The organism is Chitinophaga parva (assembly GCF_003071345.1).
GTDB lineage: Bacteria > Bacteroidota > Bacteroidia > Chitinophagales > Chitinophagaceae > Chitinophaga > Chitinophaga parva.
In genome coordinates this window covers 144,606-160,022 of the sequence record NZ_QCYK01000003.1, presented here as the reverse complement: position 1 = coordinate 160,022, position 15,417 = coordinate 144,606, and the positions used below count along the sequence as shown (strand labels likewise).

The 15,417-nt window shown below is 53.2% G+C and carries 17 protein-coding genes; 11 read left to right on the top strand and 6 right to left on the bottom strand.

The window, feature by feature from the left end:
* The first annotated feature begins 55 nt into the window (after window positions 1–55).
* Genes DCC81_RS19935 through DCC81_RS19925 form a run of 3 tightly spaced genes read left to right on the top strand, consistent with a single transcriptional unit; the run spans window position 56 to window position 2,053 of the window.
* Window positions 56–886 carry an HvfB family MNIO-type RiPP peptide maturase gene (locus DCC81_RS19935; protein ID WP_108688451.1) on the top strand — a complete coding sequence of 277 codons (831 nt, stop codon included), beginning with the start codon at window positions 56–58 and terminating at the stop codon, window positions 884–886.
* Window positions 873–1,619 (top strand): HvfC/BufC N-terminal domain-containing protein, encoded by a 747-nt coding sequence (locus DCC81_RS19930; RefSeq protein WP_108688450.1) that lies wholly within the window; start codon window positions 873–875, stop codon window positions 1,617–1,619. Before DCC81_RS19935 ends, DCC81_RS19930 begins: the two co-directional genes overlap by 14 nt.
* Window positions 1,616–2,053, top strand: a complete 438-nt coding sequence (locus DCC81_RS19925; protein WP_108688449.1) for an HvfX family Cu-binding RiPP maturation protein — start codon at window positions 1,616–1,618, stop codon at window positions 2,051–2,053. Before DCC81_RS19930 ends, DCC81_RS19925 begins: the two co-directional genes overlap by 4 nt.
* A 9-nt stretch (window positions 2,054–2,062) precedes the next feature.
* Here the strand turns inward: DCC81_RS19925 and DCC81_RS19920 are convergent, their stop codons facing one another.
* Window positions 2,063–2,947: a hypothetical protein gene (locus DCC81_RS19920; RefSeq protein WP_108688448.1), complete on the bottom strand. Its 885-nt coding sequence runs from the start codon at window positions 2,945–2,947 to the stop codon at window positions 2,063–2,065.
* Between the two features lie 56 nt (window positions 2,948–3,003).
* A complete protein-coding gene (locus DCC81_RS19915; protein WP_108688447.1) occupies window positions 3,004–3,987 on the bottom strand; it encodes an acyl-CoA synthetase family protein in 984 nt (327 codons plus the stop codon).
* Window positions 3,988–4,169: 182 nt separating this feature from the next.
* Here DCC81_RS19915 and DCC81_RS19910 point away from each other — a divergent pair, with 182 nt between their 5' ends.
* From DCC81_RS19910 to DCC81_RS19885, 6 genes are all read left to right on the top strand, one after another.
* Window positions 4,170–4,649: a hypothetical protein gene (locus DCC81_RS19910; protein ID WP_108688446.1), complete on the top strand. Its 480-nt coding sequence runs from the start codon at window positions 4,170–4,172 to the stop codon at window positions 4,647–4,649.
* A gap of 83 nt (window positions 4,650–4,732) precedes the next feature.
* A complete protein-coding gene (locus tag DCC81_RS19905) occupies window positions 4,733–6,262 on the top strand; it encodes an acyl-CoA carboxylase subunit beta (protein ID WP_108688445.1) in 1,530 nt (509 codons plus the stop codon).
* Window positions 6,263–6,433: 171 nt separating this feature from the next.
* Complete coding sequence (locus DCC81_RS19900) at window positions 6,434–7,273, top strand: UbiA family prenyltransferase (protein ID WP_133177734.1); 840 nt, start codon at window positions 6,434–6,436, stop codon at window positions 7,271–7,273.
* Window positions 7,274–7,339: 66 nt separating this feature from the next.
* A complete protein-coding gene (locus DCC81_RS19895; protein WP_108688443.1) occupies window positions 7,340–8,440 on the top strand; it encodes a M42 family metallopeptidase in 1,101 nt (366 codons plus the stop codon).
* 148 nt (window positions 8,441–8,588) lie between these two features.
* Window positions 8,589–9,590 (top strand): biotin synthase BioB, encoded by a 1,002-nt coding sequence (gene bioB / locus DCC81_RS19890; RefSeq protein ID WP_108688442.1) that lies wholly within the window; start codon window positions 8,589–8,591, stop codon window positions 9,588–9,590.
* A 254-nt stretch (window positions 9,591–9,844) separates the two neighbouring features.
* Entirely contained in the window at window positions 9,845–10,420 is a 576-nt protein-coding gene (locus tag DCC81_RS19885; protein WP_108688441.1) for a hypothetical protein, read from the top strand.
* 160 nt (window positions 10,421–10,580) lie between these two features.
* Here DCC81_RS19885 and aroQ read toward each other — a convergent pair whose 3' ends face one another.
* The 4 genes from aroQ to ytxJ form a co-directional block, all read right to left on the bottom strand.
* The gene (aroQ, locus tag DCC81_RS19880; protein WP_108688440.1) at window positions 10,581–11,000 is read right to left on the bottom strand and encodes a type II 3-dehydroquinate dehydratase; all 420 of its coding nucleotides are present in this window, start codon (window positions 10,998–11,000) and stop codon (window positions 10,581–10,583) included.
* 49 nt (window positions 11,001–11,049) lie between these two features.
* Window positions 11,050–11,616: a UbiX family flavin prenyltransferase gene (locus tag DCC81_RS19875; protein ID WP_108688439.1), complete on the bottom strand. Its 567-nt coding sequence runs from the start codon at window positions 11,614–11,616 to the stop codon at window positions 11,050–11,052.
* Window positions 11,617–11,696: 80 nt separating this feature from the next.
* A complete protein-coding gene (locus tag DCC81_RS19870) occupies window positions 11,697–12,119 on the bottom strand; it encodes a hypothetical protein (RefSeq protein WP_133177733.1) in 423 nt (140 codons plus the stop codon).
* 234 nt (window positions 12,120–12,353) lie between these two features.
* Complete coding sequence (gene ytxJ / locus DCC81_RS19865) at window positions 12,354–12,683, bottom strand: bacillithiol system redox-active protein YtxJ (RefSeq protein ID WP_108688437.1); 330 nt, start codon at window positions 12,681–12,683, stop codon at window positions 12,354–12,356.
* A gap of 489 nt (window positions 12,684–13,172) precedes the next feature.
* Here ytxJ and DCC81_RS19860 point away from each other — a divergent pair, with 489 nt between their 5' ends.
* On the top strand, window positions 13,173–14,528 hold the full coding sequence (locus tag DCC81_RS19860; RefSeq protein ID WP_108688436.1) for a UDP-N-acetylmuramate--L-alanine ligase: 1,356 nt from the start codon (window positions 13,173–13,175) through the stop codon (window positions 14,526–14,528).
* Window positions 14,529–14,613: 85 nt separating this feature from the next.
* Window positions 14,614–15,387, top strand: coding sequence for a 3'-5' exonuclease (locus DCC81_RS19855; RefSeq protein WP_108688435.1), 774 nt, complete (start codon window positions 14,614–14,616; stop codon window positions 15,385–15,387).
* Window positions 15,388–15,417: the final 30 nt, after the last annotated feature.

The following is a 15,417-nucleotide window of genomic DNA, read 5'->3' as shown; positions in this document are numbered from 1 at the left end:
GCAGGCAGCAGACCTGCCGGTTCTTCTCGTTAAAGACACGTTTAAATTTTGCATCATGGTAGGCATCGGATTCCGGAAAGATTTTGCAGAAGAATTTTTAAACAGCCATCTCCTGCAACCTGCATTCATAGAAGCTGCGCCCGAGAACTGGATCGGCGTAGGTGGCTATTGGAAAAAGCTGTTTGACCGCGCACTGGAAAAATACCCTTTCTATACGCACGGCCTTTCCCTTTCCATCGGCAGCCCTGATCCGCTGGACATGGACTTCCTCCGCCAGGTGAAAAAATTCCTCCGCGATACCAACGCCCGGATCTACTCCGAGCATCTCAGCTACTCCAAGTGCGACAACGCACACCTCTACGACCTGCTCCCCATCCCGTTTACAGCGGATGCGGTGAAACACGTTTCCCAGCGCATTAAAACCGTGCAGGAACTCCTGGAAAGAAAAATAGCCATTGAAATTGTAAGCTATTACACGCCCGTGGCACCGGAAATGAGTGAAGTGGATTTTATCAACAACATCCTTTCCGAAGCCGATTGCGAACTGCTGCTGGACGTGAATAATATCTACGTGAACGGTTTCAATCATCAATACGACGCTTACGAATTTATAGACCAGCTGCCGCTGGAAAGGGTTTCCTACATCCACATGGCGGGTCATGAAAAAGTAGCCGAAGACCTCATTATTGACACCCACGGGGAAGCCATCATTGACCCCGTGTACCAGCTTTACACCTACGCCATGCACAAGCTGCAGCGCAATGTGCCCACCCTGCTGGAGAGGGATTTCAATATCCCCGAACTGCCACTGCTGCAGGATGAGCTGAACCGCCTGCAAAGCATCAAACATAAAGCCTTAAATCCCGTAGCCCATGCCAGCCGCTAATCCTACCACCAGTTACCAGCAGGCCCTGGCCAGCTATTGCCGCACCGGCGAATACACGCCCATCAAAGGCGTGCGCAGCAGCGTGCACCACTACCGCCGGCTGGTATACAACGTGGTGGACGACAGCCTGCAATCTGCCTACCCGCTTACGCACAATCTGCTGGAAGAAGCAGAATGGGACCACCTGGTGCAACGCTTCTTCCGTGAGCATCCCTGCCAAAGTGCGCAGGTATGGTACATGCCCAAAGAACTGTATGAATACATGACGGCCGTGCAGCATCCTTTGCTGGAAAAATATCCCTTCCTGCAGGAACTGCTCTGGTTTGAATGGCTGGAAGTGGAGTTGTTCATGATGGAAGACCGCTCCGCGGAATACCGCGCCCAGGGCGACCTCCGGCAGGATAAACTGGTGCTCAATCCCGAGCATCACCTGGAGCATTTCCAATTCCCGGTGCACCTGCAACCGGCACACCAGATCACGGCCGCCCACCAGGGGCACTACTTCCTGGCCCTGCACCGCCAGCCGGAAAGTGGCGATGTGGAATTTACCGCCCTCTCCCCCGCTTTTGTGAGTATGCTGGAAACATTGGCCGAAGGCCCGGCTACCATGGATAACCTCATGGCCACTGCCTGTGCCACGCTGGGCATTGCGCCCACGGAGGAGATCCGCCAGGCTACTTTATCTTTCTTTGAGCACGCCCTTCATACTAAACTAATCCTCGGATTTGCATGAACGCACGTTTTGCCACCTGGAATACCAGGCTCACGCAGCTTGGCTTCATCCCCCTTTTGCTGGTACGCCTGGTGCTGGCCTATGGCTTCTATGGCCCCGCCACCAAGAAGTGGAGCAATATCCAGGACATTGCAGACTGGTTTGCCGGCATGAACATTCCCCTGCCCAAACTCAGCGCCTACCTGGCCGCCGGCACAGAGGCCCTGGGGGTGCTGCTGCTCACGCTGGGCCTGGCTACGCGCATTATCAGCATCCCACTCATGATCGTGATGCTGGTGGCCATTAAAACAGTGCATTGGGAAAATGGATTTGACGCGGGCAACAATGGCTTTGAAATCCCCTTGTATTATTTACTAATGTTGCTCACACTCTTTTGCTTCGGGCCCGGGAAGGCAAGCCTGGACTACCTTTTGTGGCACAGGCGGCGCTCCTGACCAGGGTTGCTATTTAACAATATCCATTACGCTCACCGTGCGGTGCTCGCCCATGATAATGTCATTCGTGAACGTGTATACCTTGTCACCATTCCCGTATTCCAGGTACATCTCCAACGGGAAAATGAATGGTGCATAACCACCTTGCGTGCGCAGGGTTTCTATTTCATCCAGGTATTTTTTAGGGATGAAACCATAACCGGGGAATAACGTCCGCGGGTCCTGCGGGATCCACACATGGGCGGTTACAGCACCATGGTTGGTATTGGTCACATGCGCATCGTTGTGGCCTAAATATTCTTCACAGGCTACGCCTGCTATCACCTTTTTATTGCCCGTGCGCAGCAGCACGCCCAGGTAGCCAAAATCACCGGGATATGCAGGCTCGATGGCTTCCAGCGACATAGCCTGTTTTACACCGCTGGCTATTTTTTCATCGCCGGTAATGTTCAGCAAAGATTCCTTTTCAAAATTGCCGTAAAAGTGATGGCGGGCCGCCGTGGCGCGGCTGGACAATTGAATGGCAAACATGGGCTGGGAGGCGCTGTAATAGATCACGATCTGCTGGCCGCCATCTTTCACCAGCTGGTTGCCCTGGTAGGCTTCCATGTCCTGGTAAATGGCCACATCAAAATCAAAAGTGGAGTCTATCTGCACCCGGTCATCACCGGAGATCAGGAGGGCAGGGTTGGCACGCTGCTGGCCGCTGCGCACCGCTTTTTCTTCCACATCGGCAGGCATGGTAGGCTCGCCGCCGTCTGCCATGGCATAGGTAGAATCTGCATTGTTTCTGTGCACCACGGATCTCAGTTTATCACCCGCTTTTTTCAAAAGCTGCGCATCGGCGCTGCACACCGCCAGGCAGCTGCATAGGAATAGGACAGTCGTTTTCATCTTACATCGGATAGTAACCCATGCAAGGTAAAAAATATATGTAAATATTTTTAATATTAACTTACCATCAGGCTGCATCCCCGCAGGGCGGAGTTGTCCAGGCGGCCCAGTACCTCAAAGCGGCCATCGGCATGCAGCTTACCGATATCTTCTGTGCCAATGAAGGCGCAGGAGTACCGGTTAGCCAGGTCCACCACGTTGATCACGCCGGCAGCAGCGCGCTCGTAAAGCTGGAAGGGATCACTTTCATCACGCAGGAGCACGCGCATCCAGGATGGGGTTTCAAAAAGGCCGTTGCCCCTGGAGTAGGCCTGTGACAGGAGCTCTGTCATGCCGTATTCCGCATGTATAACTGGCACGCCTAAACGGGATTGCAGGAAATCGTGTACCTGCTGGCGGGTCCATTCCTCGCGGCGGCCTTTCATGCCCCCGGTTTCCATTACCAGGGTGTTTTTTAAGTGCAGCTGGTATTGCTCCGCAAAATCCAGTAATCCAAAGGTGACGCCTATGAGCAACACCTTTTGCCCCCGGGCTTCCAGGGCTTGCAGGCGCTCCGCCAGCTGGGCATGCTCATACAGGTAAAAACCGCTTTCCGGGTGGCGGCTCACCTGGATCATGGCATTGACCATATGCACCAGGGAGGATGCTTTGCGCTCCAGGTATGCAGGCAGCAGGCCCAGTACCACGTAGTCTTCCACCGGCCCGTAAAAATGTTCAAAGGCCTGCATGAAACTCCGTTCATACCAGGCGGCCTCCTTCACCAGGTGGCGGCTGTTCACCGTTTGCGTGGTGCCGCTGCTCTCAAACACCAGCTCCGGTGTAAACTGGCCGGAGGTAACCGTATGGGTTTTGAAGAACTGGATGGGCAGGAAAGGGATCCGGGTGAGCGAATGCACCGTTTCCGGCCGGATGCGCAGGGCATCGGTATAGGCCCGGTACAGGGCGTTTTCCTGGTACTGCAGGCGGAATACCTCCAGGGCCAGGGCTTCAAAGCCGGCTTCCGTTACGGAGAAAATGCGGTCCATCAGTGCTGTGCTCATAGTCTTCAGATAAATCCTTCGGAACTGCAAAGTTACAGGCTGCGGGATAAATTACCTGCCGGGCGTAACAAATATCCCGGAATACCGTTTTTAGAAAAGCGGCCGCCGTTTTAAACTCCGGCCGCCGGCCAATGTCTATAGTGCTATTGGCATATTAACCAATTTAATGTAGGTTTGTTCTTATGAAGAAAATTCTGATGTTCGCCGCTGTTTGCAGCGTATTGGCCGCCTGTAAAAAGGAAAGCTCCGGTACCAAACCTTCCCTGAGCTTTGCGAGCTATGATCCCAGTGTTTACTTTGCATCCACTGCGGCCGGCGTTCCCCAGAACGGCTATAATTTCAACGTTACCTTCAATATTGCCGACGCCGATGGCGATATCAATGATACCCTGGGCATCCGCGCCCACTATAAAAGCAAGGATATCAACAATACCCTGCCCGATACCACCGCCTGGATCTACGCACAGATGCCGGACATCGGGGCCAATAAAGGCCACAGCGTAAAAGGCCAGGTGACCATTGCCCTGCAAAGCATTGACATCATCGGGTTCAATCCTACCTCCACAAACGACAGCATCTGGTTCAGCGCCTACGTGCGGGATGCAGCCGGTCATTTCAGCGACACGGTGCTCACCGCCAAAACTGCCATCATCAAAGAATAAAAAACACTACCTTCATACGCAAGGATTCCTTTACCGGAATCCTTTTTTATTTTTACCAGCACCAATACCATCATATTCTACGCATGAAAAAGATCCCACAACTACAGCAGAAGATGGCTGTAGCCCTGTTAGGCGGAGGTGAGGCCCGCATTGCCTCCCAGCACAAAAAAGGAAAGCTCACCGCCCGTGAAAGATTGCAACTCCTCCTGGATGAAGGCTCATTTGAAGAGCTGGACATGCTGGTACATAACCGTGATAATGCTACCCAGGAACAGTTTCCCGGGGATGGCGTGGTAACCGGGTACGGCACCGTTCACGGCCGCCTGGTATACGTATTCTCCCAGGACTTTACCGTGTACGGAGGCAGCCTTTCCGAACCGCATGCGCGCAAGATCTGCAAAGTAATGGACCTGGCCCTGCAGAACGGGGCGCCCATCATAGGCCTGAACGACAGCGGGGGCGCCCGCATCCAGGAAGGCGTGGTAAGCCTGGGCGGCTACGCCGATATTTTCTACCGCAATACCCGCGCCTCCGGCGTGATCCCCCAGCTATCCGCCATCATGGGGCCCTGCGCCGGCGGCGCCGTATACAGCCCGGCCATTACAGACTTTATCCTCATGGTGGAAAATACGTCCTACATGTTTGTCACAGGTCCCAATGTGGTAAAGACCGTGACCCATGAAAATGTGACCGCCGATGAACTGGGCGGGGCCACCACCCATGCCACCAAAAGCGGGGTGACCCACTTTGCCTGCGCCAATGAAGTGGAGTGCATCCAGAATATTAAACAACTCCTCTCCTACATCCCGCAGAACTGCGAGGAAACCGCACCGGTATACCCTTACGAAAGCCGTGATGAACGCCGGCCCGCACTCAATACCCTGGTACCGGAAAACCCTAACCAACCTTATGATATGAAAGAAGTCATCGGTCATATCGTAGATGAAGAAAGCTTCTTTGAAGTGCACAGGGATTTTGCGGAAAACATCATCGTGGGTTTTGCCCGCATTGCCGGCCGCAGCATCGGTATTGTGGCTAACCAGCCGGCAAACCTGGCCGGGGTGCTGGACATCCACGCCTCCGTGAAGGGCGCCCGCTTTACCCGCTTCTGCGATGCCTTCAACGTGCCCCTGCTGGTGCTGGTAGACGTACCCGGCTTCCTGCCCGGAACAGACCAGGAATGGAACGGCATTATCAGCAACGGCGCCAAGCTGCTCTACGCCCTCTGTGAAGCCACCGTGCCCAAGATCACAGTGACCACCCGCAAAGCCTATGGCGGCGCCTACTGCGTAATGAACTCCAAACATATTGGGGCAGACCTGAACTTTGCCTTCCCCAACGCAGAAATTGCCGTGATGGGCCCCAAAGGCGCCGTAGAGATCATCTACAAAAAAGAAATTGACGCCGCCCCCGATCCCGAAGCCCGCATGAACGAGCTGGTGGCCGAGTACACGGAACAATTTGCCAATCCTTACCTGGCCGCGGAAAAGGGTTATATCGATGAAGTGATCCTGCCGGAACAAACCCGCAGCAAACTGATACGGGGCTATAAAATGCTGGAAAATAAAGTGGTGAACATGCCGCGGAAGAAGCATGGGAATATTCCCCTGTAAATGGAGGTTAATCGTTAATGGTTAAAAGTGAATTGCTAAAGGCTGACGATTGAATGTTGCGGGTAAATCGTTGATGGCAGCCCATCGCCGGTTAAATTTTCAACTTGTAACTTTTTTACGATTTACCTTTGATCCGCTACGATCCACCTTTAACGATTAACTATTAACGGCTTGCTAAAGTCTGTCTTCAACTTCCTGTTGTTCAGTTCCATTTACGTGGCGCTATGTGCCGTCATGGTGATATGGCATACCAATACCGTGCTGGGACTGGATTATCCTGTGCGCACCTATTGCAGCTTCGTATTTGCCGCTACCATCTGCAGCTATAACTTCCACTGGTGGCTTACTCCCACTACCAATGAGCACTCACACCGGTTAATATGGGGTGGGCGCCACCGCAACCTGCAGCTGGCCCTGGGCCTCCTGGGACTGGCCGGCGCCGCCTGGTTTGTGTGGCCGCTACGCATGCACTGGATGGCACTGGGCGTATCCATTGTCCTTACTGCTTTGTACACCGCCCCCAAGCTGCCGCACAGACCTTTCCTGTTCCTGCGCAAAATAGCCATCGCCAAGACCCTGTTCCTGGCCCTCGTGTGGACCTACGTAACTTCTGTGATGCCCATCTGGATAGCCCACCACCCGCTGGATGCCAATGCCTGGATCTTTTTGCTGCACCGCTTTTTCTTCACCTATGCATCCTGTATTCTCTTTGATGAACGCGACCTGGAATCGGACAAGCGGGAAGGCATCCGCAGCCTTATCACCTTTTTGCCGGAGCATACCCGGCGCAACCTGTACTATGCCTGCCTTATTGTAGCTGCCGGCTGTGCCGCCATGCTCTATCCTTTTGCACCCGGCATCCTGGTATCCATTATGATAGTGCCGGTACTGCTGCTGGCCGCCCTTACCGGCACCGCCAAACGTAATCACTCCGATTATCTCTATTATTTTGGGCTGGACGGGCTGGTGATGCTGGCTCCTGTGCTGCACCTGCTGTGGCTTTGGTTATAGGGGTTTTGTATTGTGCAAACCCTTACTTTTGTACGATCTCAATGTGAGGCTAAATCATATAAGGCTATGAGCAAAAAGCAGCAATCAATACTCACGGATGCTTCCCTGAAGTTTCTCAAAAAATACCTGAACAATCCTTCCCCTACCGGTTTTGAAAAAGAAGGCCAGAAAATATGGCTGGAGTACCTGAAACCGTATATCGACACGCGCATCGTGGATCCTTACGGCTCGGCCATCGGCGTGATCAACCCGGATGCGCCGTTCAAAGTAGTGATCGAAGCGCATGCCGACGAGATCTCCTGGTTTGTGAACTACATCTCCGCGGAAGGCCTCATCTACGTGATCCGCAATGGAGGCTCTGACCAGCAGATAGCGCCCTCCAAACGCGTGAACATCCATACCAGGAATGGCATTGTAAAAGGTGTATTTGGCTGGCCCGCCATCCACACCCGCCAGCGCAATCCTGATGGTAAGGAAGTGCAACCCAAGGTGGACAATATCTTCATTGATTGCGGCGCCCGCAGCAAAAAAGAAGTGGAAGACCTGGGCATCCACGTTGGCAACGTGATCACCTTTGACGAAAACTTTGAAGAGCTGAACTACGATTACTACGTGTGCCGCGCCATGGACAACCGCATTGGCGGCTTCATGATCGCGGAAGTAGCCCGCCTGCTCAAGGAAAATAAAGACAAGCTGCCCTTTGGCCTTTACATTGTGAACGCCGTGCAGGAAGAAGTAGGCCTGCGCGGGGCGGAAATGGTGGCCAAGCGCATCAAGCCCAATGTAGCCATCATCACCGATGTAACGCACGATAGCACCACGCCCATGATCAACAAGAACGTGGAAGGTGAGATCAAATGCGGCGGAGGCCCCAGCATCACTTACGGCCCCGCGGTGCACAACATTCTCCGCGACCTCATCATCGACACTGCCGAGAAAGAAGGGATCCCCTTCCAGCGCCACGCCGTGAGCCGCAGCACCGGTACGGACACCGATGCATTCGCCTACTCCAACGATGGTACCCCCTCCGCCCTGATCAGCATTCCCCTGCGCTACATGCACACCACCGTGGAAATGATCAAGAAGGACGACGTGGAAAACACCATCCGGCTGATCTATCACACCCTGCTGAAGATTACACCAAAGACAGCGTTCAATTATCTATAGGGAAAATTGTCCTGGGTCTTAGGTCCTAAGTCTTCTAAATTTGCTCAAGACCCAGGACCTAGGACCTCTCTCATAATAAATTTATTTGGCATTTGACCACCAGCTTTGCATCTTTGCAGCCGGTTTTTTTCATTAAAACATTAAAAAAATGCAACAAGTGGAGATCCGCCACGACTGGACGCTGGACGAGATAAAGGAGATTTACAACACGCCGCTGCTGGAACTGGTTTACCGCGCCGCCACCGTGCACCGTAAATACCAGGATACCGCGGAAGTGCAGGTATGTACCCTCCTGTCCATTAAAACAGGTGGCTGCCCGGAAGATTGTGCTTATTGCCCCCAGGCTGCCCGTTACAATACAGATATTAATACCCACGCCCTGATGCAGAAGGAGCAGGTAATGGCCTATGCACAGAAAGCCAAGGACGCCGGCAGCACCCGTTTCTGCATGGGCGCCGCCTGGCGCGAAGTACGCGACAACCGCGACTTTGACCGTGTACTGGATATGGTAAAAGGCGTGAATGAACTGGGCATGGAAGTATGCTGCACCCTGGGCATGCTCACGGCTGAACAGGCCACCAAGCTGGCAGATGCCGGCCTGTATGCCTACAACCACAACCTGGACACCTCCCGCGAGCACTATAGCGACATCATCACCACCCGTACTTACGACGACCGCCTCCAGACCCTGGACAACGTGCGTAAAGCCGGTGTGAGCGTATGCTGCGGCGGTATCATCGGCCTGGGCGAAACCCACGAAGACCGCATCAACATGCTGCATACCCTGAGCCACCTGCCGGAGCACCCGGATTCCGTGCCCATCAACGCCCTCACCCGCGTAAAAGGCACCCCCCTGGAAAATATGCCCAAGGTAGAGTTCTGGGACATGGTACGCATGATCGCCACCACCCGCATCCTCATGCCCAAAGCCATGGTGCGTCTGAGCGCCGGCCGTGCGGAAATGAGCATGAGCGACCAGGCCCTCTGCTTCATGGCAGGTGCCAACTCCATCTTCACCGGGGAAAAACTGCTGACCACCAGCAATCCTTCCTTTGAAGAAGACCACATGATGTTCCAGCTGCTGGGCCTGAAAGCCCGCGAGGCTTTCAAGACCGAAGCGGAAGCCCTGCAGGTAGAACTGCACCACTAATGGTCATCCACACTTTTATAAAAGCCCGGGCAATAATTGTCCGGGCTTTTCGTTTTTTAGGCAGTTACCGGCACGGTACTGGCCACCACGACTCATATAACCAAAGAGAAAACCACAAGGCACCGAACAAACGCATTTCCGGCCACACCACTGAACGATCTATTCCAACATTAGATGATCCCCCCGCCTGCGCCCGGGGATTTTTTGCTTTCAGGACAAACCATATCAGATTAACAACGAAGAATTGCTGTCGCATGATCAAACAATTGCTACGCCTGTTCTGGCAACGCACACCCAACACGGAAGTCACCACACAACGCACCTTCCCTCACCTGGTAAAACAACGCATCCTGCAGCATTACCTCCAGGAACATGACATTCATACGCTGCTGGAGATCAACACTTTTCCCGACGATACCCAGGCCGGCCACCCATCCGAAGACCGCTTCATTGCCGCGGAGATCAGTGAAAATCTTTATGTGGCTCCGAACAAAAGGCCGCTCGGCCGGGCCACCGTGGAACTGCTCTGGGGGGCCAGCCGCAAGGTGCTGAACCAGCTGGACCAGCACATCCAGCAACCCGTGATCTGCTGGCTGGACGGGCATTACAACACACTGCACGAAAAGATCTGCCCTATCTTTGAGCAATTGGAAGTCTTCTTCACCACCGCCGGCCGCCACATTTTCCTCATCAACAACGCCGCCCGGTTCAACGGCCAGGACGGCTGGCCCGCCCTGGAAGCCGTAGTGGCCTTCCTGAAAAACAAAGATTGCCGCTACCATATCAGCGTCCAGGACAATGTGATCGTAGCTGCGGTGAACGAAGTGTAAGGGATGGTCTTAGGACCTGGGTCTTAAGTCCTAGGTCTTAGGTCCGGCAGACGGATTTAAAACAACGGGGCCCGTAACGCAGTGTTACGGGCCCCGTTTATTTTTTCCTGTTCACAATGTTATATACCTAAGACTTAAGACCCAGGGCCTAAGACCTTTTTCATTTCCCATAAAAATACGCCACCCCCAGCGCATATCCCTTCATGCCAAGGCCACAGATGCTGCCTACACATTTGGGCGCAATCAGGGACGTGTGGCGAAATTCCTCGCGGGCGTATACATTGCTGATGTGCACTTCGATCACGGGTGTTTTAATGCCGGCAATGGCGTCGCGGATGGCCACGGAGGTATGCGTATAGCCGCCAGCGTTAAGCAGGATACCGTCTGCACTGAAACCTACTTCATGCAGGTGGTTGATCAATTCGCCTTCCACGTTGCTCTGGTAGTAAGAAAAGGTAACGTCGGGAAATTGTGCCCGCAGCGTTTCATAATATTCTTCAAAAGAAGCGTTGCCGTAAATGCCTGGTTCCCGCTTGCCCAGCAGGTTCAGGTTAGGTCCGTTGATGATGGCGATGCGCATAAAGATGGATTGATAAAGCAGGCGGTAAAATACAAAAACTTGTTAATGGTTAATCTTCCCCTCCCCAGCGGTACGTGGGCAGTTCCAGGCCGGCCAGGTCCAGCACCCGGTCTACCACGGTACCGGCTACGGCTTCCAGGTCCCGGGGCTTGCTGTAAAACGACGGGGTGGCCGGGCAGATGATACCGCCGGCTTCCGCTACGGCGGCCATGTTGCGGATGTGTATGAGGTTGTAGGGCGCTTCGCGCAATACCAGTATAAGTTTGCGGCGCTCTTTCAGCACTACATCTGCCGCGCGGGTAAGCAGGTCGTTAGAGATGCCGCCGGCTATGCGGCCCAGGGTGCCCATGGAACAGGGACATACGATCATCGTGTTATAACGCCCGGAGCCGGAGGCAAAAGGCGCCATGAAATCCTGCTGTCCATACACCGGGAAAGGCAGGTTTTCGTAACTGGTATCGTCCAATTCCGTTTGCCACACCGTACGGGCATTGTTGCTCATCAACACCGCTACTTTCTCCACCTGGTCCGGGATGGTGGCCAGTTTGCGCAGCAGCTGCCGGGCGTAAATAGCGCCGCTGGCGCCGGTGATGGCTACTACTATTCTGTGTTTCATGGGCCAAAGGTAGCAAAACAAAGAGTGCTACCGCGGGGGCGATAGCACTCTTTGTTTTATGAAGAAGTTCAAAACTTGGATCAATTGGAAACGGAACCGGCCCTCACCAGCATGATCTTGCAGGGTACCCCGGCATTGGGAGCGGCATGCGCCTGGCCGTCAAAGAAGGTGAGATCAATGTACACGCCACCCACGGTGTGGTAAGTAGTGAGCACATAATTGCCAATGGTGGAAGGCAGCGCATCAAAGGTCTGGCTCTGCTGGTCCATGGAAATGTATACCAGCACACTGCCGTTCTGGAACATGTCCTGGTCTATTTCCGGGGTATTGATAGACACCACGTATTCCTTGTTCGTATTGTCAGTAGCCTTCCAGTCTGCAGGGTTGATGGTGAAAACGATAGCCTGCGTATTATCGATGATCTGGGTTACTTCCGTTTTTTTACAGGATGAAAAACCAGCTACAGTGGCCACCAGGCCCATGGCAATAAGAAGTCTTTTCATGTAGGGTGTTTTAAAAATGAGTGATGAAAGTACAGTTTTGTATCCTTTCCAGCGCAAAACCTGCACCAATTTTTGAGGCCGCCACATTTTAGCCCCCTGCGGGGGCAATAAGGCATTACAAGCGGTTTCCCTTTGATAAGAACGGTTTGCCGGGAGGATGGAATAAATTCCCCTAAATAACGCAGGCCGTACCTGTTTTGGTGCGGCCTGTGTAATTATTTTTTTGCGCCTGGCTTATACAGCATGGTCTCCTATATCCGCCATGGAAATGCCGTTATGGCTTTCGTGGTAAACACATTTGCCGTCACGGATGAGCAGCATTTGCGGGGACTCGTGCTCCACCCGGTAATCATCTGCCACGCGGTTTGATACATTGCGGTAGCGGATCAGGTCCAGGTAGTAAAAGGTTACATCGGCAGGTGCCTTGTCCCGCTCCAGGCGGGATTTGATCATGCTGCTGATGGAACAGCGGGTACTATGTTTAAAAATAGCCACCGGGTGCCGGTGGGATAATTCATTGATGGCTGTAAGTTGCTCCTCAGATGTAAGCGGTTCCCAATTCATTAACACTTATTGCTTTTTTCAGCAGGCAATTTACTGATTTTCATCGGGCAACCCAATTTACCCTGGGATGCGCAGGAGCTCAGACCGGCTGTAAGAAAACCCAGCAACATTACACAACCGAGAACTTTAACGTAAGACTTCATGATGGATTCTGATTAAGTTTTATAGAATTGGTTTTATAAAGGTCCGATCGGGATAGAAACGCGCAGCCACCTCGCTTAATTGTCCGGGTAGCTGCCAGGGGCACAAAGGCCCTGTAAAAGTACGAAAACAATACGCCTTACGCGCTGTAACGCTGGCGGGCACTGCCTTACCAAGGCTTACACCAAAATCCCTGCTGGTTCGCACGGTTTCTGCCTTGTTAATTCGTGTTTTGTAACGTTACTTTGCAAATATAAAATTTATATTAAAAAAAACAACACTATGTTTGACAGGAAATTGCATTAAATTATTTCCCGTCTGCTACGTGCATATCCAGGCCCACACCATATGACAAAAGTTCATTTTATAGCCATCGGGGGTAGCGTCATGCACCAGCTGGCCATTGCCCTGCATAAGAAAGGTTACCAGGTGACCGGCAGCGATGATGAGATCTTTGAGCCCGCTGCATCTAACCTGGCCGCGGAAGGCATTTTGCCTGCGGCGATCGGCTGGTTTCCGGAGCGTATTACCCCGGACCTGGATGCCATTATCCTGGGCATGCATGCCCGGGCAGATAACCCCGAGCTGCTCCAGGCACAGCAACTGGGCCTGAAGATCTATTCCTTCCCTGAATACATTTACCAGGAAAGCCTTCATAAAAAACGTATAGCCATTGGCGGTAGCCACGGTAAAACCACCACCACCGCCATGATCATGCACGTGCTGCATAAAATTGGCAAAGCGTTCGACTACCTCGTAGGCGCCCGCCTGGAAGGCTTCTCCCAGTCTGTGAACATCACCGATGCTCCTGTGATCGTGTGCGAAGCGGATGAATACCCGGCCTCCACCCTGGAAAAACGGCCCAAGTTCCACTTCCTGCACCCGCACATTTCCGTACTTACCGGCATTGCCTGGGACCATATCAACGTGTTCCCCACGTTTGAGATCTACAAAGAACAATTTGCCATCTTCATCCGCACCATGGAAGCCGGTGGTACTTTGATCTACAACAATGCAGACGAAACACTGCGCCAGCTGGTGGAAAAAGAAGGTACCCACCTGAAACTGGTACCCTACAATACGCCCATCCACATGATCCGCGAAGGCGTGACCCGCATCTTCTTTGAAGAAGGCTTTGCAGACCTCCAGGTATTTGGGGAGCACAACCTGCTGAACATGCACGCGGCTAAACTGGTGTGCAATGAACTGGGCGTTGATGATGAAACCTTCCTGGGCGCCATTGCCGATTTTACCGGCGCGGCCAAACGCCTGGAAGTAGTGGCCAAAACGGCCAGCAGCGTGATCTTCCGCGACTTTGCCCACGCCCCTTCCAAGGTAAAGGCCACCATCCAGGCCACCCAGCACCAGTTTCCCGACCGTAAGCTGATCGGTGTACTGGAACTGCACACGTATTCCAGCCTCAATAAAGATTTCCTGCACGAATATGCCGGCGCCATGGACAAAGCCGATGTGCCCGTGGTCTACTTCAGCAAACATGCCCTGGAGCTGAAGCGCCTGCCAGACCTGGACCCCACGGATATCAAAGTGGGTTTTGAAAACGAACGGCTGCAGGTGATCAGCGATAAAGACGCGCTGCAGGCATTCCTGGACCAACAGAATTACCGCAACACGACCCTGCTGCTCATGAGCTCCGGCACCTACGATGGCCTGGACATTGCAGCCCTGAAAAATAAATTGCCCTAACAGCCGCGGCGCCCGCCGGCGCCGGCATCACAACGATATACTTTGTACCTTGTACAGCGTACATTGTACAAACCAAACACACCACATGTCCACCTTAACACTCAACCGTCCGCTGGCAGTCATTGACCTGGAAACCACCGGGACCAACGTAGCCACAGACCGCATCATAGAGATCGCCATTATTAAAGTGATGCCGGATAAGACCATCCAGCGCAAGACCCGCCGCATCCACCCGGGCATTCCCATCCCCGCCGCCTCCACGGCCATTCATGGCATTTGCGATGACGATGTGAAGGACATGCCCCAGTTTAAACAACTGGCCAATGAACTGCGCCAGTTCCTGGACAACTGTGACATTGCCGGTTATAATTCCAACCGCTTTGACATACCGGTACTCGTAGAAGAATTCCTGCGCTGTGATATGGAATTTGACCTGACCAACCGCAAGTTCGTAGATGTACAGAAGATCTTCCACCTCATGGAAAAGCGCACCCTGGCCGCTGCCTACAAGTTCTATTGCGATAAGGAACTGGAAAACGCACACAGCGCCGAGGCCGATGCACTGGCCACCTACGAGGTACTGGAAGCACAGCTGGACCGTTATGAGCAACTGCAGAAGGACGTGCACGCCCTGGCGGAATTTACCAAGGAAGACGGCTACATCGACTTTGCCCGCCGCATGGTGATGCAGGGCGAAGTGGAGATCTTCAATTTCGGGAAATACAAGGGCCGCCCGGTACGCGAAGTGCTGAAAGTGGAGCCCCAGTATTACGACTGGATGATGAAAGCGGATTTTCCGTTGAACACCAAACAAAAACTGACAGAGATCTACCGGAGTATGGTGTTAAAAAAAATCTAATGTTATTACCGTTTTTCCGCGTAACATTTT

Coding starts and splice junctions, on each gene's coding strand:
- DCC81_RS19930 (WP_108688450.1), top strand. CDS start 873: ATGCCAGCCGCTAATCCTACCACCAGTTACCAGCAGGCCCTGGCCAGC.
- aroQ (WP_108688440.1), bottom strand. CDS start 11,000: ATGCGCATCGCCATCATCAACGGACCTAACCTGAACCTGCTGGGCAAG.
- DCC81_RS19935 (WP_108688451.1), top strand. CDS start 56: ATGGTAGGCATCGGATTCCGGAAAGATTTTGCAGAAGAATTTTTAAAC.
- ytxJ (WP_108688437.1), bottom strand. CDS start 12,683: ATGAATTGGGAACCGCTTACATCTGAGGAGCAACTTACAGCCATCAAT.
- DCC81_RS19855 (WP_108688435.1), top strand. CDS start 14,614: ATGTCCACCTTAACACTCAACCGTCCGCTGGCAGTCATTGACCTGGAA.
- DCC81_RS19870 (WP_133177733.1), bottom strand. CDS start 12,119: ATGAAAAGACTTCTTATTGCCATGGGCCTGGTGGCCACTGTAGCTGGT.
- bioB (WP_108688442.1), top strand. CDS start 8,589: ATGCAACAAGTGGAGATCCGCCACGACTGGACGCTGGACGAGATAAAG.
- DCC81_RS19885 (WP_108688441.1), top strand. CDS start 9,845: ATGATCAAACAATTGCTACGCCTGTTCTGGCAACGCACACCCAACACG.
- DCC81_RS19905 (WP_108688445.1), top strand. CDS start 4,733: ATGAAAAAGATCCCACAACTACAGCAGAAGATGGCTGTAGCCCTGTTA.
- DCC81_RS19910 (WP_108688446.1), top strand. CDS start 4,170: ATGAAGAAAATTCTGATGTTCGCCGCTGTTTGCAGCGTATTGGCCGCC.
- DCC81_RS19920 (WP_108688448.1), bottom strand. CDS start 2,947: ATGAAAACGACTGTCCTATTCCTATGCAGCTGCCTGGCGGTGTGCAGC.
- DCC81_RS19895 (WP_108688443.1), top strand. CDS start 7,340: ATGAGCAAAAAGCAGCAATCAATACTCACGGATGCTTCCCTGAAGTTT.
- DCC81_RS19915 (WP_108688447.1), bottom strand. CDS start 3,987: ATGAGCACAGCACTGATGGACCGCATTTTCTCCGTAACGGAAGCCGGC.
- DCC81_RS19925 (WP_108688449.1), top strand. CDS start 1,616: ATGAACGCACGTTTTGCCACCTGGAATACCAGGCTCACGCAGCTTGGC.
- DCC81_RS19860 (WP_108688436.1), top strand. CDS start 13,173: ATGACAAAAGTTCATTTTATAGCCATCGGGGGTAGCGTCATGCACCAG.
- DCC81_RS19875 (WP_108688439.1), bottom strand. CDS start 11,616: ATGAAACACAGAATAGTAGTAGCCATCACCGGCGCCAGCGGCGCTATT.